11 protein-coding genes and 1 riboswitch are annotated in these 25,066 nt (G+C 61.0%); of the genes, 6 read left to right on the forward strand and 5 right to left on the reverse strand.

Annotated elements, in window-relative coordinates; translation table 11 throughout:
- Positions 1-37: 37 nt before the first annotated feature.
- Positions 38-1,426 carry a M10 family metallopeptidase C-terminal domain-containing protein gene (locus BLU48_RS11985; protein WP_057022690.1) on the reverse strand — a complete coding sequence of 463 codons (1,389 nt, stop codon included), beginning with the start codon at positions 1,424-1,426 and terminating at the stop codon, positions 38-40.
- Positions 1,427-1,837: 411 nt separating this feature from the next.
- Positions 1,838-2,051: riboswitch (cobalamin riboswitch) on the forward strand.
- Positions 2,052-2,149: 98 nt separating this feature from the next.
- Between BLU48_RS11985 and BLU48_RS11990 the strand changes: the two genes are divergently transcribed.
- The 4 genes from BLU48_RS11990 (at position 2,150) to cobM (ending at position 4,256) form a co-directional block, all read left to right on the forward strand.
- Positions 2,150-2,338, forward strand: a complete 189-nt coding sequence (locus tag BLU48_RS11990; RefSeq protein ID WP_057022513.1) for a CbtB domain-containing protein — start codon at positions 2,150-2,152, stop codon at positions 2,336-2,338.
- A gap of 11 nt (positions 2,339-2,349) precedes the next feature.
- Positions 2,350-3,051, forward strand: a complete 702-nt coding sequence (locus BLU48_RS11995; RefSeq protein ID WP_057022514.1) for a CbtA family protein — start codon at positions 2,350-2,352, stop codon at positions 3,049-3,051.
- The gene (locus tag BLU48_RS12000) at positions 3,048-3,440 is read left to right on the forward strand and encodes a cobalamin biosynthesis protein (RefSeq protein WP_057022515.1); all 393 of its coding nucleotides are present in this window, start codon (positions 3,048-3,050) and stop codon (positions 3,438-3,440) included. The genes BLU48_RS11995 and BLU48_RS12000 overlap by 4 nt, the downstream gene beginning before the upstream one ends.
- Positions 3,441-3,509: 69 nt before the next feature.
- The gene (gene cobM / locus BLU48_RS12005; RefSeq protein ID WP_057022691.1) at positions 3,510-4,256 is read left to right on the forward strand and encodes a precorrin-4 C(11)-methyltransferase; all 747 of its coding nucleotides are present in this window, start codon (positions 3,510-3,512) and stop codon (positions 4,254-4,256) included.
- A gap of 599 nt (positions 4,257-4,855) precedes the next feature.
- Here the strand turns inward: cobM and nfuA are convergent.
- The 3 genes from nfuA to BLU48_RS12025 all read right to left on the reverse strand — a co-directional run bounded on the left by nfuA (position 4,856) and on the right by BLU48_RS12025 (position 8,904).
- Positions 4,856-5,440, reverse strand: coding sequence for a Fe-S biogenesis protein NfuA (gene nfuA, locus BLU48_RS12015; protein ID WP_003190728.1), 585 nt, complete (start codon positions 5,438-5,440; stop codon positions 4,856-4,858).
- Between the two features lie 59 nt (positions 5,441-5,499).
- Positions 5,500-6,525 carry an acyltransferase family protein gene (locus BLU48_RS12020; RefSeq protein ID WP_057022692.1) on the reverse strand — a complete coding sequence of 342 codons (1,026 nt, stop codon included), beginning with the start codon at positions 6,523-6,525 and terminating at the stop codon, positions 5,500-5,502.
- Between the two features lie 87 nt (positions 6,526-6,612).
- Positions 6,613-8,904: a fatty acid cis/trans isomerase gene (locus tag BLU48_RS12025; protein WP_057022516.1), complete on the reverse strand. Its 2,292-nt coding sequence runs from the start codon at positions 8,902-8,904 to the stop codon at positions 6,613-6,615.
- 162 nt (positions 8,905-9,066) lie between these two features.
- On the opposite strand from BLU48_RS12025, the gene metH reads away from it, so the two are divergent.
- Together metH and BLU48_RS12035 are read left to right on the forward strand one after the other, a co-directional pair.
- Positions 9,067-12,777: a methionine synthase gene (gene metH / locus BLU48_RS12030; protein WP_057022517.1), complete on the forward strand. Its 3,711-nt coding sequence runs from the start codon at positions 9,067-9,069 to the stop codon at positions 12,775-12,777.
- A 136-nt stretch (positions 12,778-12,913) separates the two neighbouring features.
- Positions 12,914-17,704: a hypothetical protein gene (locus BLU48_RS12035; RefSeq protein WP_057022518.1), complete on the forward strand. Its 4,791-nt coding sequence runs from the start codon at positions 12,914-12,916 to the stop codon at positions 17,702-17,704.
- Positions 17,705-17,763: 59 nt separating this feature from the next.
- Here BLU48_RS12035 and BLU48_RS12040 read toward each other — a convergent pair whose 3' ends face one another.
- Positions 17,764-24,984, reverse strand: a complete 7,221-nt coding sequence (locus tag BLU48_RS12040) for an NEL-type E3 ubiquitin ligase domain-containing protein (RefSeq protein WP_057022519.1) — start codon at positions 24,982-24,984, stop codon at positions 17,764-17,766.
- Between the last annotated feature and the right edge of the window lie 82 nt (positions 24,985-25,066).

Here is a 25,066-nt window from a genome sequence, read left to right on the forward strand (position 1 = left end):
GCGACTACTCCCTAGCCGCTGGCATGCTGCTTCTTTTTTAGGAATAGGCCCACTTAACCGGAACATTACTAATGATGTCGGGTGTATTTATCGGACCGTGGCTTTTGAGAAAAAAGTCAAAACGGCCGTTGCCCGTCAGATCAATAGCCAACCTCGACTGGTTGGTGTGGCGGTTGTAACCCAGAACAGCTTGACCAGGTTCGCCCGATAGCCGCCTTACAAACGTCAAGGCGCCAATACCGGCGTTTTTCAACAAGACCGAAATGTCGATTTTGTCGGTGCCACTCTCAAAGTCCATGATCAGGTCAGGATTTTCCAACGTGGAATCGCTGGCGTGGTCATAAGCAAAGGTATCCGCCCCCCCTGCCCCCCTCAGCCAATCGGCGCCCGCTGCCCCCTTGAGCACATTGTCCGCATCGTTCCCGATGATCGCATCATGACCAGAACCGCCGATTGCGTTTTCAACCGTAACGCCTTTGGCAATAGAAACATTCCCCCGTAACCCTCCAACATCGGAATAGGATTCAGCGTTGAGGTTGACGGTCTGGTTTTGGCGATATCTGGAAAAATCCAATGTGTCGTTACCTCCACCGTCCCACACGCAGAATAATGCCGTATTCCTGGGATGATCGAGTTGATAATAGTCTCGACCCGAATTGGAGTTAAAACCGTAGGTGGTGTCTGAATTACGTGTTCTATAGTTGGCACCATATACCCGCTGGGCAGCAGCAATATCACCCATCAATGGTGCAGCAGAGTACCTTCCCTTAAGGTTCTGACCACTTAAGTTGGCATCGAAGTAGCTCATGACAGTATGGCCACGAGTATCCTGGGCATAGACGGCGTCGCGATAGTAACTGGGGTAGGTGGAATCGCCGCTATTGTCATAGTCCGCTGGATGCAAAAGCCCCAGTCCATGCCCTATTTCATGGGTAAGCGTATATCGGCCGTGATTGTTAAGTGCAGGCGCAGCATTCGTGCCAAAACGGGGATTCATGAGGACTTTACCGTCTCCACCTGGCAATTGGGCGAATGCAACCCGGGGCACCTCACTGTTGGAAAAAGCCAGGTGCCCTTCCCCACGGCCAGTACGCTCTTCGAAAGACACGTTCGCCACATCGGCCCAGGACTGCATGGACAGTCTGGCCTGGCTTTTCTGGGTGGCATTGAACGCTGTCTCCCCTTGCCCGTGGGTATCGAATGTATAGGAGACTTGCGTGACGCCATCACCATTGCTGTCATTCCATTTCCGGCCGTCCCGGGTGAGGTGCTGGGCGATCTGGTCCACGGTAAAAACCGGCTTATCAAGACCCGGTATTGGCCTCAAATGCGGGTCGAACTTACGCAACGTGGGATCGGAAGAGCTGTTTTGTTGAGCCTCTACGGACGGGTTATAGGAGCGTTGCACGCTGTTGGTTATCTGCACAATGGGCACCATCAATTTTGACTATTCAAGGGAGACAAAACCACAACCACGAGCATCAGTAGGGAGAAACGCAAAAAGCGTTCCCGGACAGCTTGCCCAACGATTCAACGCCTGCATCACTCTAAATAACCAAGCTCCGAATGGAGCATTAGTTCACTGAACATACCGCCTCAACAACCTATTGAAAAGTAAGTAAAAGCCCGAACAACCCACTTACACCCATACAATATATTTTTATATTTCGGCAACAGAAAGAATAACCTTTCTTCCTTTTGAAACATGTAAAAGCTCATGTTCCGCTGCATTCGCTAACGACAAGTAAATAAAGATTGTGGACGCGTACAGGGCCACCTCTCTCGTTGCCTTGGCAGCGCATTCCGCCATTTGACGTAAGCGCTCGCCGCATGCTCTCCTACACATCTTGTTTCGGGTGCCCTTCACAGGGTGAAACGGGAAACCGGTGCGCCATAGACCTATGGCAAGTCCGGTGCTGCCCCCGCAACGGTAAGCGAGCGAAGCGTCAAATCCACTGTGCTGTGCATGGGAAGGAGACGCTTATCAGGTGGAACTCTTCCAAGAGCCGCCCCTCGCAAGCCCGGAGACCGGCCCGAAAAAATCAGATAACAAACCCGCGGTGGGCGGGCGCTGTTCAAAACCCTGCGTGCCCTGGCTCGCATGGTTTGCATGCGCTCGTTTCACCCTGACACCTGATAGGGACGCGCCATGTCGATCACCACCAGCACCTCGCACACCGCCAGCAGCACTGCCACCTTGAGCCAACGCCTGACCGCCGCAATCGGTGCGTCGATCCTTGGCGCGTGCCTGGTGTATTTCGCCGGTTTCTCCCATATCGAGGCGGTGCACAACGCGGCCCACGATACCCGCCACAGCGCTGCGTTTCCGTGCCACTGAGAGCTGCCGACATGATCAAACGCATTGCCCGGACCGCAGGGTTCACCGGCTTGTTCGCCGCCCTGCTGCTGACCCTGCTGCAAAGCTTGTGGGTTGCACCGTTGATTTTGCAGGCGGAGACCTATGAAAAGCCGCCGGCAACCACCGAAGTCACCCATGAGCATGCCAGCGCCGCTGCGCACACCCACGACGCCGAGGCCTGGGAGCCGGAAGATGGCTGGCAGCGGGTGCTCTCCACCACCGGTGGCAACCTGGTGGTTGCCGTTGGATTTGCACTGATGCTCGCCGGCCTGTACACCCTGCGTGCACCGACCCGCACCGGCCATGGCTTGCTGTGGGGCCTGGCGGGTTACGCGACCTTCGTGCTGGCGCCCACCCTGGGCCTGCCACCGGAATTGCCCGGCACGGCAGCAGCTGACCTGGCGCTGCGCCAGGCCTGGTGGATCGGCACCGCCGCCTCCACCGCCGCCGGGATTGCGCTGATCGTGTTCGGCCGCAACTGGCTGTTGAAAGTGCTGGGCGTGGCGATCCTTGCCGTGCCCCACGTGATCGGCGCACCGCAGCCGCAGGTGCACTCGATGCTGGCCCCGGAGGCTCTCGAGGCACAATTCCAGATTGCCTCGCAATTGACCAACGTGGCGTTCTGGCTGGCCCTCGGCCTGATCAGCGCCTGGTTATTCCGCCGCCACCGCGACGATCGATACTCGGCATGATCCTGGTGGTCGGCCTGGGGTGCCAGCGCGGTTGTGATGTTCACGCCCTTCTGGACCTGTTTGACGCCGCCCTCGCCGAGGGCGGTATTGAACGCCAGCGCATCACCGCCCTGGCGAGCCTTGATCGCAAGCAGGATGAGCCCGGTTTATTGGCCCTCGCTCACCAGCTGGGCCTGACGCTACAGTGCTTCGACGCCGAACAACTGGCAGGTTATGAACAGCGCTTGAGCCATAAGTCAGCGGTCGCTTTTGCCCATGTCGGCTGTTATGGCGTGGCCGAAAGCGCTGCCCTGGCCCTGGCCGAACACCTCTCTGGCAACCCTGCCCGTCTGCTGATTACCCGCAGGAAAACCAACCAGGCCACCTTTGCGTTAGCCTGCGCCGGTTAAAATCCCGATAATTGTCGTTATCGATCATGAATAATCTTCATGCTCACCCGTTTTCAACAGGAATTTCCCATGACCGTCTACTTCATCGGCGCAGGCCCCGGCGACCCGGAACTGATCACCGTCAAGGGCCAGCGGCTGATCCGCAGTTGCCCGGTGATCATCTACGCCGGCTCGCTGGTGCCCGCGGCGGTGCTGGAGGGCCATCAGGCGCAACAGCTGGTCAACAGTGCCGAACTGCACCTGGAGCAGATCATCGACTTGATCAAGACCGCCCATGGACAAGGCCAGGATGTGGCACGCGTGCACTCCGGCGACCCAAGCCTGTATGGGGCGATTGGCGAGCAGATCCGTCACTTGCGTGAGCTGGGCATTCCCTTCCAGATCATTCCCGGGGTCACGGCCATAGCCGCTTGCGCGGCGCTGCTGGAAACCGAGCTGACCCTGCCGGACATTGCCCAGAGCGTGATCCTGACCCGCTATGCCGATAAAACCAGCATGCCTGCCGGCGAGAATTTCGACAGCCTGGCCCGGCACGGCACGACCATGGCGATTCACCTGGGGGTCAATCATCTGGAGAAGATCGTCGCCGAGTTACTGCCGCACTATGGCGCCGATTGCCCGATAGCCGTGGTACACCGTGCAACCTGGCCGGATCAGGATTGGGCGGTGGGCACCTTGGCGGATATTGCCGAAAAGGTCGCGGCCAAGGGGTTCCGGCGTACGGCGTTGATTGTGGTGGGCCGGGTGCTGGCCAATGACACTTTCAGCGAGTCGTCACTGTATCGGGCGGGACATGCGCACCTGTACAGACCTTGATTTTTTACTTCACAAAATCAAACCAACCCGTTGATTTAAATGAATAAACATAGAACAGAATGTGGGAGGGGGCTTGCCCCCGATGGCGGCCTTAGAGCCGACCGGGGTCTTGGTTTTAGACCGAGTACATATCCATTGTTTAGGTAACGGCGACTATTGGTTCCGCTCTTACAGCGGGTCACTTTTGAAAAGAGCCCAAAAGTAACCAAAAGGCTCTTGCCCCACCACTCGGCACCTCGCCTAGGCTCGGTGTGCCCGTAATCCGACATGGATTTGGGGGGCCGCCGCCACGCGCCATCCATGGCGCGGGGCGGCTAAACCGGCATCCCTGCCGGTTTACCCCCCAAATCCCTGTCGAATTCCGGCCAGCGTGGTTTAACGGGGCGCCCAAGATCAAAAGCAAGATCAAGAGCGGCTCGCTGCGCATCGTGGTTACCGTTGGCTGTTCCACAGTTGTGTAGATACCCATGGCTATCGCGGGCAAGCCCCTCCAACACTTAATCCTTATTATTAGATAGATATCATAAGCCAATGAATTTTAAGCAAAAAAAAAACGGCGCTCACGGGGCGCCGTTTTTTCTTCGCAGTGAACACCTTACTTAGTAGTAGGCATTTTCTTTCTGCGTGTGGTCAGTCACATCACGTACGCCCTTGAGCTCCGGAATGCGCTCAAGCAAAGTGCGCTCGATGCCTTCACGCAGGGTCACGTCTGCCTGGCCGCAGCCCTGGCAGCCGCCGCCGAATTTCAATACGGCGATGCCGTCATCCACTACGTCGATCAAGCTCACCTGGCCGCCATGGCTGGCCAGCCCTGGGTTGATCTCGGTTTGCAGGTAGTAGTTGATGCGCTCGTTGACCGGGCTATCAGCGTTGACGTTCGGCACCTTGGCGTTGGGGGCCTTGATGGTCAACTGGCCGCCCATGCGATCGGTGGCGTAGTCGACCACGGCGTCATCGAGGAAGGCTTCGCTGAAGGCATCGATGTAGGCGGTGAAGCTTTTCAGCCCCAGGGCGGTGTCTTCAGGTTTCTCTTCACCCGGCTTGCAGTAGGCGATGCACGTCTCGGCGTACTGGGTACCGGGCTGGGTGATAAAGACGCGGATACCAATACCCGGGGTGTTCTGCTTGGACAGCAGGTCAGCCAGGTAATCATGGGCGGCGTCGGTAATGGTTATGGCAGTCATGGAAACTCCTCACAGGCTTGCCGGCAGTTTACGCCAAATCATTACAGAGGTACAAAGTCCTAGTATTTTTGTCGGGAAATAATTGCCTGGTCCTCGACAGCCAGCCAACGCTTGAGCGGGCGATAGGTTGCCCTCTCCAGCCATTGGTAGCTGACGTATGCGCCCAGCGCCGTCACTACGATGCAAACCGGCAGGATTGTGTAGGGATCTATTGCGTTTCGCTCAGCAATCCATCGCCCGGCGGCCAGCGCCAGCACGTGGATCAGGTATACCGAATAAGAGCAATCGCCGAGAATTTTCAAAATGCGCGAGCCTTGGAAGTAAGGCTCCAGCGTTACACAGCTGATAACCAATATCGCGCTGGGCACGCCCCACTCAAGCGCACGGGGTACATCTGCCCCGTGATAAATCGCCGCCAGGGCCACCGCGATCCCGGATAACGGCAGCCACGCCCTGGCCCGGCACAGACCACGGCGGTACAGCATGCCGATCACGATACCCATCAGAAACTCAAGCACGATGTCGTTATGGTAAAAACCGCTGGCCAGGTCCAGGGCGGGGCTGAGGGCACAGCACACCAGGTACAACAAACCTGCCACCACCCACAACCGATATGAACGGCCAACCAGCAAGGCCACGGCAAACAGAACGTAGAAGAGCATCTCGAAGTTCAGGGTCCAGCCAGCATCCAGCAGCGGATAGACCCCATACCCTCCCGGGTTCTCAGCAGGAATAAACAGCAGCGACAGCAGCACATGGCCCAGCGCCAGCTCAGCATCGGGAAACATCGACGGCACTGTCAGGACCAGCACAGCCATGAGCAGCGTATAGAACCAATACGCTGGAGCGATCCGCGCCAGGCGCATCAGCATGAATTGCCACGGCGTGAGCGCCTTATCTGCGGTGGCGAGGAAAATCACCAGGCCGCTGATGACGAAGAATATGTCCACCCCGATGCCGCCCTTGTCGGCAAACAGATAAGCCAGTGGGTTATGCACCTCGAATTCAAAAAACACTTGGGTGAAGTGGTGCCCGAACACCACCCACGCCGCCAGCGCCCGTAGCGCCTGCACTGAAATCAACATCATCGGAATACCTTTTCCAATCCCGCAAGGCAACCATCCGACCGCTTCAGCACCTGCTCAAGGCGATGACTGGATCACTGACTACCGTTATAGGTTCTCATAGCGGTTCATGTCCAATACGCCCTCTTCCACCGGCGTGGTTTCATGAATGTATCGCGACAAGTCGTGGAAATACTGCCAGAACAACGGATGGCTGCGGCGCACGCCCCAGCGCTCGACAATCTGCTCAAACCCCTTGGCATCCTGGGCCTGCTGCATGCGTGCGACAAATTCAGACACTTCCCGGGCCGGAATATTGAACATGAAGTTCGGATAACTGCTCATCACCCCAGGGTAGATGGTCAGCGTGTCCAACCCCGGCTGGTAGCGATAGGCCTCACCCAGCAGGAACGCCACGTTACTGTGGGCGCGGTTGCGCAGCATGCTGTAGACCACACGCTGGCCGCTGGCGGTCTCGATGCGCAGCATCGTGGCTTCGGGCAACTGATAGATCACCTTGAGCCCCGCCGCAGGCCGCGACGTCAGGCGGCTGAGCGCCTGTTCGGCATCCTGCAGGTCTGGGTCGATAGCGGTGCGCGAGCAATAAGCCCCCGTGCAGCGGTTGATCGGATCCGGGCTGGCGTTCAAATCGCCGTAACGCGCCAACAGCTGATTGGCGAAGTCACGCTTGGGATCCTTTTCGTCCAGATGCAAGCCCGTGGGCTTATCGTCATCAATGGCTTCATAGTCCAGCCACAGCTTGAGCTTGCCGCTGTTCTGGTACCAGTCATCGAGGAAATCCTCGCGGGTGTCAGCCGGCATCAGGCGCAGGAAGTTCTGCTCGGCGCCATTACGGATCAGGTCAAAGTACAAGCGCGTCTGGGCCTGGTGCGATACGTTGCCGAACACGTCGAAATTCACCGTCAACTGGTAATAGGTACGCTCCAGCAGCGGGTAATCAAACAGCCACATCGTCTGCGGCACCTCGCCGATCAGGCCCTTGGTGACCGAGGCGCTGTCGAAATGACGAAAAATCGTCAGCAAGGCATTGTCATTGCCCGCCCACAGGCTCGACCAGCTCGGTGGCGGCACGTCTGCATAGCTGTCACGGCGCAGGGCTTCGTATTGGTTGCGCTTGTCGCGATAGGCCAGCCACAGGCTCAGCACGCTGCCGACGTCATCGTTCTGTCCCGGCATCGCCAGCAACGGCGTGGTCTGCCCACGGTAGCGCGCATCAGTGATGTAGAGGTCGTGGTCCGGGTCCTGAAACAGGGCCCAGAAGTTATCGCGGATCACATCCGTGGCAATCTGCCCACGACACACCGGCCCGCGGATAAAGGTGCGCACGAAGTATTCGGCGTTATCCAGCATGAACTGGTAGCGGGCCTTGGCCGGGATGGCTTCGAAGGTTTCGAACGGATTGGCGCGGCGCCCGGGGCCGTAGCCCGGCAATGCGCTCGCTTGCCAGTCACCGGTATAGAACAGCGCCTTGATCCGCGCCATTTTCGCCGCGCTGAACGGGTAAGTGATGTGGGTTTTATGCACGATCACGCCCTGCACCGGCCACAGACGGTAATAGACTTTAGTACCGGGGTCATCATTGGGACGGCGGGTGGCGATCAGGTCGATGGGCTGGCCGCTTGGCGTACGCGAACGGACCCACTGGAAGAAATGCCCCGGCTCGCCGTTCTCAAAGTAGATATGGGCCAGGAACAGATGCTCGTACAACCAGCGCGCCACCAGGCTTTGCCGGGCACCGGGCTGGTTGAACAGGTTTTCCCACTGCTGCACCTGCAGGGCCTCCTTGGCGCTGGGTGCCAGGCCTTGTTCGTCAATCGGTGCGCCGGAGGCCAGCCAGCGTTGCAAAGTCTTGTATTGCTGGTCGGTCAGGCCGGTGACGGCCAGCGGCATGCCTTCCTTGGGATGGGCGCCTGCATAAGCGTTGAACTCGCCAGGCGTCGCACACATGTTTTCGCGGCTCAGGCCCAGAACGATGCCTTCCGGCAGCTTGGCATTGGGCTGCAACGGCGCGTTGTGCCCCAGCTCCAGCATGCGCGCCATCAGCGCGGCCTGGCTGCCCTGGGCATCGAGTACCGAATAGAAGCCCTTCTGCTGCCAGGCCTGCTGGCCGAAAGCGTCGTAGAACAAGCGGGTGGTCGGTGCCGCCCGGCTCCGCTCGCCGTCGTATACCGGCACCTTGCTCGCACCACGGGCCGCACCCTCGGCACTCCCCAGGTTAAGCTGGCAGGCGGAGTCGTAGCAGGCATGGCAGGCGACGCACTTCTCGGTGAAGATCGGCTGGATGTCGCGAGTATAAGAGATCGCCGCAACGGGACCTTGTGCCTGGGCGGTACAGGCGACCAGTGCCAGGAAGGCGCTGGCGAAAAAGCGAAGTGACATGTCCGGTCCCGATTCAATGCGTGCGCTAAAAGTGCCGGCGATTCTACCGGGCCACGGCCGCCCTCAACATGAACGATATTCATGCAAAACCGGCACATGCTCCAAATCGGCACAGGTTTGCTATGATCCATGCCCTCCGTAATGCCTGACCAGAGTAGTCCCATGCCCGATCGTAGCGCTCGCCTGCAAGCCCTTCACCAAGCCCTCAAGGAACGTATCCTGATCCTCGATGGCGGCATGGGCACGATGATCCAGAGCTATAAGCTCGAGGAGCAGGACTACCGTGGCAAACGCTTCGCCGACTGGCCAAGCGACGTCAAGGGTAACAACGACCTGCTGGTGCTCACTCGCCCGGACGTCATCGGTGGGATCGAGAAGGCCTACCTGGACGCCGGTGCGGACATCCTCGAGACCAACACCTTCAACGCCACGCGCATCTCCATGGCCGACTACGGCATGGAAGAACTCGCCTATGAACTGAACGTGGAAGGCGCACGCCTGGCGCGCAGTATCGCCGATGCCAAGACGGCCGAGAACCCGACCAAGCCGCGCTTCGTCGCCGGCGTGCTCGGCCCGACCAGCCGTACCTGCTCGCTGTCGCCGGACGTGAACAACCCCGGCTACCGCAACGTGACCTTCGATGAACTGGTGGAAAACTATACCGAGGCCACTAAGGGCCTGATCGAGGGTGGCGCCGACCTGATCCTGATCGAGACCATCTTCGACACCCTCAACGCCAAGGCCGCGATCTTCGCCGTGCAAGGCGTGTTCGAAGCACTGGGCATCGAGTTGCCGATCATGATTTCCGGCACCATCACCGATGCTTCCGGCCGTACCCTGTCGGGCCAGACCACCGAAGCGTTCTGGAACTCCGTGGCCCACGCCAAGCCGATCTCCGTAGGCTTGAACTGCGCCCTTGGCGCCAGCGAGTTGCGCCCCTACCTGGAAGAGCTGTCGAACAAAGCCAATACCCATGTATCTGCGCACCCCAACGCCGGGCTGCCCAACGAATTCGGCGAGTACGACGAACTGCCGGCGCAAACCGCCAAGGTCATTGAAGAATTCGCCCAGAGCGGTTTCCTCAATATCGTCGGCGGTTGCTGCGGCACCACCCCGGGCCATATCGAAGCTATCGCCAAGGCCGTGGCCGGTTACGCGCCGCGCGCGATCCCGGACATTCCCAAAGCCTGCCGCCTGTCGGGCCTGGAGCCGTTCACCATCGATCGCAGCTCGTTGTTCGTCAACGTCGGCGAGCGCACCAACATCACAGGCTCGGCCAAGTTCGCCCGGCTGATCCGCGAAGACAACTACACCGAAGCCCTGGAAGTCGCCCTGCAACAGGTGGAAGCCGGTGCCCAGGTGATCGACATCAACATGGACGAGGGCATGCTCGATTCGAAGAAGGCCATGGTGACCTTCCTCAATCTGATTGCCGGCGAGCCCGATATCTCCCGGGTGCCGATCATGATCGACTCCTCCAAGTGGGAAGTGATCGAGGCCGGCCTCAAGTGCATCCAGGGCAAGGGCATCGTCAACTCCATCAGCATGAAGGAAGGCGTCGAGCAATTCATTCACCACGCCAAGCTGTGCAAGCGCTACGGCGCCGCCGTGGTGGTGATGGCGTTCGACGAAGACGGCCAGGCCGACACCGAAGCGCGCAAGAAAGAAATCTGCAAGCGCTCCTACGACATCCTGGTCAATGAAGTCGGCTTCCCGCCGGAAGACATCATTTTCGACCCGAACATCTTCGCCGTCGCCACCGGTATCGAAGAGCACAACAACTACGCCGTCGATTTCATCAATGCCTGTGCGTATATCCGCGACGAGCTGCCCTACGCACTGACCTCCGGCGGCGTGTCCAACGTGTCGTTCTCGTTCCGCGGCAACAACCCGGTGCGCGAGGCGATCCACTCGGTGTTCCTGCTGTATGCGATCCGCAGCGGGCTGACCATGGGGATCGTCAATGCCGGCCAACTGGAGATCTACGACCAGATCCCGGCCGAACTGCGTGACGCGGTGGAAGACGTGGTGCTCAACCGCACCCCGGAGGGCACCGACGCCCTCCTCGCCATCGCCGACAAGTACAAGGGCGACGGCAGCGTCAAGGAAGCCGAAACCGAGGAGTGGCGTGGCTGGGAAGTCAACAAGCGCCTGGAACACGCGCTGGTCAAGGGCATCACCACCCATATCGTCGAAGACACCGAGGAGTCCCGGCAGTCGTTCGCACGCCCGATCGAAGTGATCGAAGGCCCGCTGATGTCCGGCATGAACATCGTCGGCGACCTGTTTGGCGCCGGCAAGATGTTCCTGCCCCAGGTGGTGAAATCCGCCCGGGTAATGAAGCAGGCCGTGGCCCACTTGATCCCGTTCATCGAGCTGGAAAAAGGCGACAAACCCGAAGCAAAGGGCAAGATTCTCATGGCCACGGTCAAGGGCGACGTGCACGACATCGGCAAGAACATCGTCGGCGTGGTGCTCGGTTGCAACGGCTATGACATTGTCGACCTGGGCGTAATGGTACCGGCAGAGAAGATCCTGCAGGTGGCCAAGGAACAGAAGTGCGACATCATCGGCCTGTCCGGGCTCATCACTCCATCGTTGGACGAGATGGTGCACGTAGCCCGAGAGATGCAGCGCCAGGACTTCCACCTGCCGCTGATGATCGGCGGCGCGACTACCTCCAAGGCGCACACGGCGGTGAAGATCGAACCCAAGTACAGCAACGACGCGGTGATCTACGTCACCGACGCCTCCCGTGCCGTGGGTGTGGCTACGCAGCTGCTGTCCAAGGAGTTGAAGGCCGGCTTCGTCGAGAAGACCCGCCTGGAATACATCGACGTGCGTGAACGCACCTCCAACCGCAGTGCACGCACCGAGCGCCTGAGCTACCCGGCGGCCATCGCCAAGAAGCCTCAGTTCGACTGGAGCACCTACATTCCGGTCAAGCCGACCTTTACCGGCGCCAAGGTGCTGGACAATATCGACCTCAACGTCTTGGCCGAATACATCGACTGGACGCCGTTCTTTATCTCCTGGGACCTGGCCGGCAAGTTCCCGCGCATCCTCAAAGACGAGGTGGTCGGTGAAGCCGCCACTGCGCTGTACGCCGACGCCCAGGAAATGCTCAGAAAGCTGATCGACGAAAAACTCATCAGCGCCCGCGCCGTGTTCGGCTTCTGGCCGACCAACCAGGTGCAGGACGATGACCTGGAAGTCTACGGCGACGACGGCCAGCCGATTGCCAGGCTGCATCACCTGCGCCAGCAGATCATCAAGACCGACGGCAAGCCGAACTTCTCCCTGGCCGACTTCGTCGCGCCCAAGGACAGCGGCGTGACCGACTACATCGGCGGCTTTATCACCACCGCCGGCATCGGCGCCGAAGAAGTCGCCAAGGCCTATCAGGACGCCGGCGACGACTACAACTCGATCATGGTCAAGGCCCTGGCTGATCGCCTGGCCGAAGCCTGCGCCGAGTGGCTGCACCAACAGGTACGTAAAGAACACTGGGGCTACGCCAAGGACGAGCAACTGGACAACGAGGCACTGATCAAGGAGCAGTACAGCGGTATCCGCCCGGCCCCGGGTTACCCGGCGTGCCCGGACCACACCGAGAAAGCCCAGCTGTTTCAACTGCTCGACCCCGAGGCTCGCGAAATGCACGCAGGGCGCAGCGGTGTATTCCTAACCGAGCACTACGCGATGTTCCCGGCGGCGGCGGTCAGTGGCTGGTACTTCGCCCACCCGCAGGCGCAGTATTTTGCCGTGGGCAAGGTCGACAAGGACCAGGTGGCCAGCTACACCGCACGCAAACATCAGGACCTGGCCGTGACCGAGCGCTGGCTGGCGCCTAACCTGGGGTACGACAATTAGGCCATTGGCCAAAGGTTGCGGTATCCCGATGCCGCACCCGTGACCACAAAATCCGTTTTCCTGTGCAGGACCGATCCTCGGTCCGCTGACCCGGCAGCCCGTCCAGCCGGATTCACACAGGAAAAAGGATTTCATCATGTCCGACTCACCTACGGCCCTGGGCCAATTGCCCAGCCAAGCCGTCCACGCCCATTTCGCTACGCGCCCAGCGTTGTTTTCAGTGGTGTTCAAGGCCCTGCGTACGGGCATCAGCGAGCGCTACCCGAACCTGCAATTGGACCTGCTCACGCTCAAGCTCGCCAGCCCTACCCCCAGTGGCGGCTATGCCTTTCCCTTGCTGGCCCATGTCGCCCTCGCCCATGTCCTCAAGCCCCGACCGCTCGACCTGAGCCCACGGGGTGAACTGCCGTATTACTTGTCGCCCGCCCCCGGCAGTGGCCTGGCCGACGTCGACATGCAGGTGATTGCGCAAATTATCGACGAGTTGCGCGCCTCGCTGTATCTGTCTTTCCAGCAGGACCTGGCTGAATATTGGAGCCAGGCCGATAGTCATGGCCGCAGTCGCTGGCAATGGCTGGGGGAATTTCTCCAGGGCCAGATGACCGCCGCCGCCGCTACCACCTCGGCCCTGAGCGACACCCAGCGGGACATGCTGGCGGTCGCCGCGGCCTGGCCGGTGCGTCTCGAACGCCTGCCGCGCTCCACACCCACCACCTATGCGTATTTCATCGAAACCACACTGGCCAGGGCCACACAGGAAGTGCGCCTGCTGACCCCGGACCTGCTGCTGGTACGCGACAGACAGGTGCTGCTGTGCAGCGTGGCCGGGGCGGTTGAGGCGTTTGACTCCCTGGATGCCTTTGGCCAGGCCTGGAGCCTGCGCCTGCAACGCCAGTTCCAGTTCGACAGCCTGACCTGGCGGCGCAATGAACCGGACAGCAACCTGTTTGAACAACAGGCCGGGCTAATCCTCAATCAGCAACTCGAAGACCTTGCGGCCGTGGACCTGCGCGGCCCCAGCGAAGCCGAGGTTGACCGACGCCTGGACCGGCTCACGGATCCGGCGATGCTGTTCATACCAGCGCCCGCAGGTGACCCGGTACTGCTGCAGAAAATTGAAGCGCAGCTGCCCGGCTGGCTCAAGCAGGCGCATGCCGATGACCGTTTCGCCTACCACCTGCACCTACAGCAGATGGCCCCGGTGCTGCGGCTTAACCAGGGACGCTCCTACAATGAGGGCATCGAAAACCTTCATGATTTCAGCCGCACAACCCTGCGCAAGCAGATGCAGGCCGACCATGGCGATTACGACCCTGACGATGTGCTGCTGGACTTCGCCGTGGCCGCCGGTTACCCAGGTGGCGCGGGCATTATCGACCACGTCAGGATGTCGCTGACCGAGCTGGCGGTAAAAAACCTCGCCGGCAAACCCAAAGGCACGCTGACGCTGTCATCCAAAAGTGGCGGCGCGCTGCCGCCGTGGCTGACTGACGATTACGTGTTGGGCTCCTCGGGCCTGATCCAGCGGGTCGACATCGGTACGGCTTACCCCCAGACGATCAAGGACCTGCTGCTGTCCGACAGTGTCGATGCGCGTCGCCGGGAACAGCTCTTTACCCGCGAACTCAAGGTGCAACTGCCGCGAATGGCATTGGAATTCGCGATCAGGCAGCAATACGGCGTCACCACCCTGGGCTACCGCTATGTAAACGCCCTGATGGGCGAGGCACCCATCGACCGGATTGTCGATGGCCAGGAGATCGTCCTGCGGCCCCTGGCCCTGTGCCGCAAGCCCGGCGCCACTGCGGACACGGTCAACAATTGCTTCGTGATCGAACCTCGGGATGCCAGCATCGGCCCGCACTTGCTGTATCGCCCTTTGTACAAAGACGCTTTGTATCAGTACCCAACGCGCCAGGCCCTGCTGGACGCGCTGGCGGCCCCCGGTGACCTGCAGGACAGCGTGCTTACCTGGCTGAGTGACAAGGCGCGACCGATCTACGCTCACGGCGGTATCAAGGAGCCGCACATCATTCGCTTTCTGGCCGGAGATGAGTTCGCGGTTCCTGAAAAGCCCGCTCCCGCAACCCTGGCGGTGGATGAAGGCGCCGAAGAATGGCTGCAATCGCAAGTCAATGGGCAACTGCCCAGCCACTTGTTCGGCAGCACCGCACGGGCCCTGGTGGAGTTGGCGGACCGCGAATCGGTGTCCAACAGCGAAAGCCGCTGGGCCATCGTGATGGAGGGTGCCTGGTTGCTGTTCAACACCCTGCTGCTGCCGTTGACCCGCGGCCCGGCGATGCTGGCCGGCTGGTTCCTGGTGATGGTCAGCAGCCTGGAGCAGGACCTGGCAGGCCTGGACAGCAGCGACCCGACCACCCGCGAGCTAGCCATGATCGACCTGTTGCTCAACACCGCCATGGTGCTGTTGCACGCCGCCAGCCCGTCGCCGCGCACCCCACCGCAGGCACATGAGGACGCCGCACTGGCGCTGGCCGCCTGGCGCCGCCCTGCGCATCAGATCCAAGAGCCCGCCGCGCCCCAGGTACTTCATGGCGAGGTAGCGCTGCCGGGTGAACCGCCGGCCACCGGGCTTACCCCGCTGGATTTCAGCCGCTCGATTGCCAGCCCCCAGGCCGCTGCGAAATTGTTGAAATTATTGCTCGAGCTGCATGTGCCTTGGCCCGACCCGTTGCCCACCGCCCAGGCCAGTGGCCCGTTCAAGGGTTTGTACCGCATTGGCGAAACCTGGCACGCCAGCCTCGGCGGGCTGTTGTTCCAGGTCAGCGTAGTGCCGGGTTTCGGCGAGGTCTACCTGGTGGATCCCCAGCACCCGCTGCGCCCTGGCATCAAGCTGACCAGCGACGGCCAGGGGCATTGGCGGCTGGAGCGCAAGGCGCGACTGGAGGGCGGCATGCCCAGGGAACGCCGGGAAAGATGGCAGAGCCAGCATCGCAAGCGCTTGGAGAGACTGGAGGCCGACCTTGCGCGGCTCAACCTGGAGTTCCTGCCCCAGGCGCTGGCCTCGCTACCGCTCAAGACCGCGCTGGACAGAACGCGTGTCGAGTTGGTCAATCAAAAAAAGAAGCTGCGCGAAGACTGGTTGAGGCTGCGCACCGCGAGCGAGATTCCTGGCCTGCAAGACAAGCTCGTTGCCCGTCATGAAGAACGCCGCGCAATGGTGGCCAAAGCCAGGATGGAATGGGAGATCGCCTTCGAGCGTTACCGGCAAAACGCCGAGACGGGCAATGCGACCATGCAACAGATCCAGGACAAGGGCGGCGAACTGATGGAGGCCGACAACGCCGACGCAAGACACAAGAAAACCCGCAATGTCGCGGCTAAATCCCTCTATGACTACTGGGGCTCAGTGTTCGAGACCCGGCTGCAAAAGTTTACCGACATCCTTGAAACCGACCAGGGCGAAAATGCCGAAGAGCTGTTTGACCGGGTCAACCGTGAACTGCCCGAAGGCATTCCTTATGCCTACCAAACGTTCCTGGACACCCGGAAACGGCAGATCGAAACGCTGCGAGAGATGCTCGAACCGGCCGAAAAAATCGAAGCCGTCCTCAAGCAGGCTGACCCGGAACTACGCGAGTTCCTGCTCAAGGATCATCCCGAGGACCAGCACTTGTCCGTGGTCACCGTTGAACAAAACATCCTGATGTTTCTTGCCGAGCTGGTGCTGGATCGCACCCATACTTCGCGAAGCCCGGCAGAGTTGCCTTTTATCGTGGAACTCACCAAACCCGAGAACACTACCCGAATCCTGGCGCATACCGAGATGCGGACCACGAGCGGCTACTCCACCACCGAACAGATCGACGTACTCAAGGGCGCACTCGAACGCTATGAGCGCATGGAGAACGCCGTCAATTCACTCACGGAAATGGGTTCAGGCTTTGTGCGCGAGGCCTATCGCACCGAGTTCCTCGACCAACTGGTCATTGCCCGCACCAGCCTGGAAGCGCAACTGGCCGATGTGATTCTCACCGAAGAAGGTTTCGCCCACGTGCCCAGCGTGGCTGCACCCAGCCGGCCGAAACCCGCCAGTCGCAAGGTGATCAAGACGCGTAAACAAGCGACCCTGGTGGGCGACCTGCGCCCAGCAGACGCAACAACGCCCGGCAGTTTTGTCGATATCAAAGACCCGCTGACAGGCCAAACGGTCGCCACCTACCATGAGCATGCCAATCAAAGGGAGTGGGTGGAAGTGGAGGTCGCAAAGCCGTCCACGCCGACACCTGCAGTGAAGGTCCGCGCGCTCAAGATCATCAAGCAAAACGCCGGCACCCTGATTGCCCAACGGGCAGGTATCGAACGCACGATTCGCGCCCAGCAGAAAAAACTTCAAGACCCGGCCCGACGCGAAACCCTGAGCCCCCTGGACTGGGATGACATGCTGAGCCAGCATGCGAGCAAAGTCACAGCACTGGCCGATGAAATCCAACGCGATCACTCCGGCCAGGCCGGCGCCGCCGCATTGATCAAGCAATACCGGGGCGAGGCCGCCTCGGCGCAAAAGCTCGCACGTGAGATGTGCGCCGAGGGCTACAAGCAACAGTTGCCCAAGGCGTCCAATGTTGCCTATCTATGGCGCCATGGCTTTGTCGATATCAACCTGGCCAAGAGCCGCGAGCCGCTGGCAGCCGGGGATTTTCTCAGCGAATACGCGGTGTACGAAAAAGGCACTCTCCATGTCTTGTGGTATGCGCATTTCCACTACCCCGCCGTCCAAACGCCGACTGCGCAGTACAGCTTCGGCCACCTGAAGCTTCCGGCAGACCAGTTGTTCACGCGCAAACAGCTGATCGAAAAGGCCGCCGCCGAAAACCGCGCCGTGGTCAACCTGGATAAAGCCACGATCAGGCCGCCTCTGGACAAGGAACTGTTCCTTGACCTGGAACCTGCCCGGGCTGAGTGACACCGCGACACAACCGGCCATCCGCACCGCGAATACGCGGTGCGGATACAAACCGATATTCAATGACGCGAGGATGGGCCGGGCTGCGGTGACGCCGGCCGCGGTGTCGGCGCCGCCCCCGCCGACACCTCCTGTACTTCCTGGCGGGACAGCTCGAGCAGCTTCTGCGCACGGGCGCTGCCCAATTCAATCTCCAACAGGTTCAACGCCACTTCGTAGCGCTCCTGGCTCTCAGTACCCGATTGCCTGGCGCTGTATTCGTCTTCCAGGGCCTCCTGGCGCCTGCGCGCGTTTTCTTCAAGCGCCTCGAAGGCCTGGCCATGCCGTTCGCGCAAATAGCTGAGCCAATAATCACGGGCAAGCAGACTTTCATAAAAGGCCTCGGACGCTTCCGCCGCGAGTATCTCGGTCCGGGCCTGCAATAGCTCTGGCCCGCTGATCGGTGTTGCAAAGGCCATATAGGAAGGTTGCCCCGGCAGTTCCAGGCCGTCGGGCCAACTTCGGGTCATGCCAACCCGGTAGTGCAAGCGCACTTCGGCGCGGTCCATGCCTTTGGCATTGGCTTCGGCCAAGCTGTCGACGCGATCGAGGCGGAACAGTTGCCGTGACAGGTTCAACAAGCGCTGGCCGCGTAGCCTGAGCTCATCGCCCGGGACGCCCCGTAGCACATTTTCTTCGAACACCAGCACTTCCATGGCACTGAAGGTGAGGATGCGCCCGTCGATACAGGTGGCGTGGGTCTGGGAGGCGACGAACAGCGGCTCTCGCTGTTGCGCGCTGCTGACCGCCGCATCGATCACTGCCCACACCCGACGGGTGAAATCGGCTCGGGTGTACTCATATTCGGGGGTATGGCGCAGTTGCGCGAGCAGATGAAAAAATGGCGCATGGCCGGGCTCCTGGCTCAGCTGTACCCAGACCTCGCGCCGGGCCGCGGCCAACGGCTCGGGAACATTCACCAGCCAAGTCGCCAGTGCCGCTTCGCTGGTATCTGCGGCCGGGTCAAGAATGATTTCCAACGGCGCGTAGGCATCATCGCCACTGTCGCCAGAGTCACCGTCCGAATCGGAATCAGAACCGCTGCTCGAACCCGAACCACTATCGGAATCGCTTTCGAGCGCGGCAATCCTGGTGTCGATTTCCTCCCGCGTAAGCCCCATCACGCCCCCACCGCCCAAGTGGCTATCGCTGTAGGCACGCATGAGTCTGAGGGCGTTGAGTGAAAGCTGGTGATTATCGACAAGGTCGGTGCCGGTGACCAACTCCTCGTGGCGTCCATCGAGCAAGCTGTACGCAAAGCTCGTCAGCGCATTGCCACTCAGGTCCAACGTATGCAGGGCCGGAGCGGTCAACGCCGCACTGGGCCAGTTGGCCACCGTATTGTAATTGAGATACAGGGCCTCCAGCCGCCCGAAGGTACTGGGGTTGAACATTCTCAAGCTGTTGTGGCTCAGATCCAGCCGGCGCAAACCTTCATTACCCAGCAAGGGATACAGCGGCTCGGGGTCGCTGAGCGCATTCGCGGCCAGTTCCAGCTGTTCAAGCTGGTTGAGACGTTGCACGGCCAAGGGCAGCGTCGTCAGTTGGTTGCCGCTCAGGACCAATCGGCGCAAGGCCGGGAAACTGTCGAGGAAACCTTCGGCGCTTTGCTCCGAGAAGCGCACACCGGTCAAATCGAGGGTATGGACGTGGTACAGCGGTGTGCTCAACCTGGGTAGGTCGTTGACCTGAAGGCCATGCAGGCTCAACTCGGTACCTGCATCGTCTGACAGGCCGTTTTGCCAGGCCTGCCTGATCTTGAGCGCCACCAGACGCCGCTCTTGCGCCACCGCGCTCAAGTCCTGCCCCCGGAGCTCGCGGGTGTACAGCCAACCATTGAGCTGACGGAGCAACGTGTCATGCGCCTGGTGCCATGCCGTCAGTTGAGCGTCGACCTGTGACTCCCCCATGCCGGCACTGCGCAGTTGTGCGAGCCGTTGCAGCGCTAACTCTTCAGTCAGTGCCGGGTTCAGCCGTTGCAAGCGTGCGGTGTAACCCGGCGCGCCTGCAGGCCCCGCGAAAGGCCGGGGCATGGGCAACAGATAACCTGCCATCGACACGCTGGCATGCGGTGGCGCAAAAGCTTGCGACCTGCCTTGCTGTTCAAACCGGGCCAACGCGCCCGCGGGCAGCCCCTGGGTGTTCTCGACCCGCTGGCGCGCCGACTGCAGGCTATCCTCCCCCGTTGGCGTAAAGCGGTTACCTGCCAGGTCAAGCTTCATCAGCACCGCGTCGTTCTCCAATACCCGGATCGGCAGGGTTGGCAGTTGATTGTCTCGCAGGTCGAGCCAGGCCAATTGCGGCAAACCTTCGGCGCCGGTCGGCCACGCCTGCAACTGCGTGGCCCGCAGGTTCAGCGCCTTGAGCCGCGTCAAGGCGCTGACATCCAGTTGGTTGAGCGGGTTGTGGCTCAAGTCCAACAGCTCCAGGTTCTGAAGAGCATTGAGTTGCGCCAGCACCTGCGGCCCGCCTTCGAGCTGATTGAAGGACAGGTCCAGTTGGGTCAAGGCCGGAAGATCGCCTTGGGCAATGGGTATTTCGTTCAACCGATGGGATTTGAGCTCCAGGGTCTGCGTACCGCTGAAAGCACGGATAAAACCGCGTGTCTGCTCGGCGGATTGGCCGGACCAACGCAAGCGCAGGGTGCGCACATGCTCGAAGCTACCGGCAGGCAAAGGCGGCAGCTCAATGGGGGTTCCCGGTGGCACGCTGTAGGTGTCCGCACCGGGCAGCTCCAGCACCGACACGTTGGCGGGCAAGCCATAACGCTGCGCCACTGCCCCCCACCAATTGGCCTCCAGGACATTGACCAGTTCGGCAGCCGGCCCCACTTGCCAGGACGCCGAGCGCAGCCTGAAGCTTTGCGTGGCACTGACCGGCGGATAATAGAACGACTCGAACACCCGGTCGTACTCGGCGCTGAGTTTTTCGATCGCGGCAAACCGCGCTTGCGGCGTCGGCGCACTGGCGAGTAGTTTTTCATGCAACGCCAGGGTGATCGGCTGGTTTTTTCTAGCCATGGCGCCCAACTGGCCCTTGATGTAGTCGCTGACCATCTGTTGCAAATCCATCAAGTTCCCCTGCTCGCCTTGGTAGTCCTTGATGTATTCATAGGCGGGCTTGAATGCCTGGGGGGGGAACTTGGCCCAGTCCAGCGACAGGCCAGCCCACAAGCGTTCATGCCCACTGTACAGGCTGGGCGGCAAGGCGCTGATCGCGGTGTTGCTCAAATCCAGACGTTCAAGCCTGGGTAACTGCTCGACGTAGGCCGGCCAACGCGAGAGCGCATGGGGGGCGTCGAATTTCAGTTGCTTGAGCTGCACCAGTGCGGACAGGTCCAGGTTATTGAGTGCCGTCGGCGAGAAGCCGGCGCAATCGATATGCAGCTCCTCCAGTGCCGTCAGGGCCTGGAGCTTGGAGGCGAAGTCCGGAGCCAGCGACAACGCATCAGTCTTGAACTTCAACCTACTGAGTTGACGCATTTCACTCACCGCCTGGGGCAGGCTCGTCAACGCCGGCTTGCCGTCGGCAGTGGGGCCCCAGAAGCGGCCGTTTTCACCAATCGACAGGGTTCGCACATTGGGAAAGCGCGTCAGAAACGCGTTCGAATTGGCATCCGTCATACCGCGACCACCCACCGATAACTCACGAATATGGGAAAAATCCGCGGTCAATGGCGGCAAGGGGTCATTGATGACAAGGGACAGACGATCCGCGTGTTGCACCTCCCCGACCAGCGGCGCCCGCGCCCAAATGGCCTTCAACAGTTGCGCGACCTGGGCCCTGTGCAGGTACGCGGTATTGTCAGGGGCGGTGCTCCAAGAGGCATAGGTCGTAGGAGCCTGGCCTACCCATTGATCGAGCGTAGATGCCAACTGCTGGTATTCACGCTCGCAGTTTTGCAGGGCGTTGAAGATATCCCGGTCGCTCTTGCCCGCCTGGCGCAAACGACGAATATAAGCCGCGGCCTGGTCGCCGCTCAGCTCCGGATAGAGCGTGCGCGCCCGGGCCTCCAGGTTCAAGCGCAAATCCAGCGGCCGGCCGCTGGCGGGGTAGCCCAGCAGCTTGGCATTGACCCGCACAGGCGGCCTGAACCAGCGGCCCTGGGGTTCCAGCAGCAGGGGCGTTTCACTGCGATAGCGGTCGGCAAACTCAATGAGTTTATCTTGCAGCGAGGCACTCTGGCCGACCTGCGGCACACCCAACCCGCGCCGAGCTTCATCGGGCAACGCATGCATTAACGAAGCGTAGAAGTTGTCGCCTTCCCTGGACACGCTGTTGAGTGCTTCACCGCGCTCATTGAAGGCCTGAAAATGTGGACCTTTTTTCACCAGGTACTTGAGCTGCACTGCCGTCGCGCTGCCGATACTGTCCAGCAACGAACCGCTGGGACTGGCGTCGCGAACCTCCAGGCGCAGGTCGTCGGGCCAGCCCGGCAGCTTTTGCAGGCAATGCAGGGCCAGGCGCCGGCTGTCTGCCGAGGCCATGGTGTCGCTGCGCAAACCGGCATACGCCCGGGTCTGACGGCCCTGGCGTGCATACCAGCGCGCCTCTTCCAACAGGGTCAGGGGCACCCGGTGGGCTTCGTCCAGTTGCTTGAGCTCAGGAGGGCCTGCATGGGCCAGCACTTGCTCGGCGGCGGCCTCGCTGAGGCCGGGACAGTTGCGCTGCAGCACGCGAACCCGAGGTGGTAATGGTTCGGTCCCGGTATAGATGCTGTCGAAGATGGCCGGTTTGCGGGTTTGGGCGTACTCATTGAGTTGCTTGCTGAACTCCAGGGGCCTTGCCTCTTTGACCCGCGCGCCCTGCGCGCCCAGCATCCCGACAATTTCCTGCTCGTCGAGCGCCGCCAGGACACGCTCAGGTAGCTTGCCGTCGAGCACATCGGCACGGCTGATCTTGATCGACGCCTTCTGGGTGGCGCCAACACGCAGGCGTTCGGAACCGTACTTAACCGACCTCCCGGACAGCTCAGGGCCCTCGAACACCTCTAGCAGACGAGCCCTGGGCCAGCCGGGCAGTTCGGTGACCAGGGGCAGCGCATACAGATACCGCTGGTCAATGGCCTGGGTGCCGCGCAATTGCTCGATCACTTGGCCGGCGTCGGTGTCGGCCTTGAACAAGCGCAGTGCATCGCTCAGTTGCGCAGGTGGCGCCGCGTGGTCCACGTGCATTTTGCGCAGTGCGTTGTCGCTGATCCCACTGACATCCGCCACCTTGATCAACTCGGTATCGGAAAAACCCTCGGTGACCGGCCCCATGCGCCGCAGCAGGGTAAGGCGATCCCACTCCAGCGGCCGCTCGAGGCTGTGGCGCCAGGCACCGCGGCCGTTGCTCTGCAGAATCGGCTGGTAAGCATCGACGTCGCTCGGATGCTTGATGCGCCACTGCTTGATCGACTCATCGAATACCTGCTCGTAGGGTTTATTGCCCAGGCGGATATAGGTCTTGCCTTCCACGAGGTACTGGCCCAACGCATTGGGTGGCGTGTTGGCACCAAGCGTGACGGCGCTTTCATAACCATCGAGGTCAGGCTTCCACAGGCGGGTTTGACCATTGGGCAAGGTGACTGGGCTCAGGCGCTCAATCACGGGTTCCAGCCGCGCCGCCTTGAACCTGCGCACACCCGCCCCTACCCCGGCCATCACGGCGAGTTGGGCGAGGTTCTCGGCCACGTCGATCAGGTGCGCCTTGGCGGCACGCTTGTCGCCCTCGGCCCACTCGATCGAGCCCTCAAAGGTCTCATACAACAACTGCGCGGCCATCACCCCCAACATGACTTCGCCCAACACCGGCACGAACATCGACACCAGGTTCAAGCCCAGCAGGCCGACTTGCAGCAGGTGCGCCAGCTTCGCATCCCGCGCCTTGGCGTCTACTTCGGCGGTGGGTACCGCGTGGCTGCGGGCATCGGCCAGCACTTTGTCGCGGTGCCGGTCAAACAGGTAGGCCCACAGGTCGACATTGTCCGCCCACGGGCCACGACCTTTGCGCGTGAGGGTCGACGGCGCGATGTACGGGTCGGCCGCCGGTTCCAGTTTCGCCGCACGCGCTGGGGGCAGTTCCTTGATCTGGGTAACCGGCGACGCCGCGCTGATCGTTTCGATGATCGTGCGCCACGGTGACGTCAACGGGCCGCCGGGAGAGTCGGCGGTCTCCTGGGTGAATTGGCTGAAGTAGTAGCTGCGTTCGACATAGGCTACGAACTGGCTGAAAAACCGCTGGTAGGCCGTGGGGCTTGGATCGCCGGGCTGCAGGCCGTCGCGGGCGGTGAACAGGCGCTTGAACTGCGCGCGCATCTGCTCGGCGGTATAACGTTTGAGCGGATGCGCCGGGTCGTGAGGGACGTAGAGGATCACCTCGTCGTTGTAGCGGTACTTCTTGCAGATCACGAAGGCCACGCAGCCGGTCATGCGCTTTCTCATCAAGCCCATGTCGTTGAACCACACCTGTTTATCGCTCATCCACGGGTGGATCTCGCCGTTGATCACCGAGACAATCATCTCGTGGTCCGCAGGCTCGATGTCACCGCTCACCAGCGCCTGGTCGGCGGCAGCGCGCAGGGTAGCTTTCTGGCTGGAGACGAAGGCGTCACGCAGGGTGCCATCGGCGGACGCGAAGAACCCCTTGAGGTAATCCTGATACTTGGCCCCCACATCCAGACTGCGGCACAGGCTGAGGAACTCACTGACCGTCAGCGCCAAGGTGGCAGGCTCGAAGGTGTCAGGGCTCGACGTCTGCACCACAAAGCCGGAACTGGCGTGATAGGCGCCGTCGCGACATTCCCAGGCTTCGAAGTTATGCAAGGCGGCTTGCAGCATCGGTAACTTGAGCACCTCGAAGGATGCTACCTCCACCTGGAACACGGTTACCTCCAGCGGACGACGCAGGCACAGCAAGGTCTTGTCGACGTCAACCTCGACCTGGAACTGCGCTTTCAACGCCTCGAGCAGCAAGGGCCGGGCAAAGGTGTCGACGTCCTGGAAGGTCGCCATGCGCTGGTCCAGTCGCACCTGGGCGATGGCGCTGGCCTTGACGCTGGCATGCATGGATTTACGTTGTTCCAGCGTGGCGCTGGTGTACCAATCCGGCAGCGAGGTGGCCTGTACCAACGCCGCCCTGCGAGCGGGTGTGGCATCGACCAGCCACCGGGGCACGGCCTTTTCAAGGAAATCGCCGTGAATACTCAGGGTGGCTGCTGGAGGCTTGCCAGCGACGGAAAGTGGGGATGAATCGGACATGCGGTCACTCCTTTGAATTGAAGTGACAGCACATCACCGCGGGGTCCATGGACGGTGGTGCATACATAAGAGTGCAACCGGC

It is taken from the genome of Pseudomonas synxantha (genome assembly GCF_900105675.1).
Taxonomy (GTDB): Bacteria; Pseudomonadota; Gammaproteobacteria; order Pseudomonadales; family Pseudomonadaceae; genus Aquipseudomonas; species Aquipseudomonas synxantha.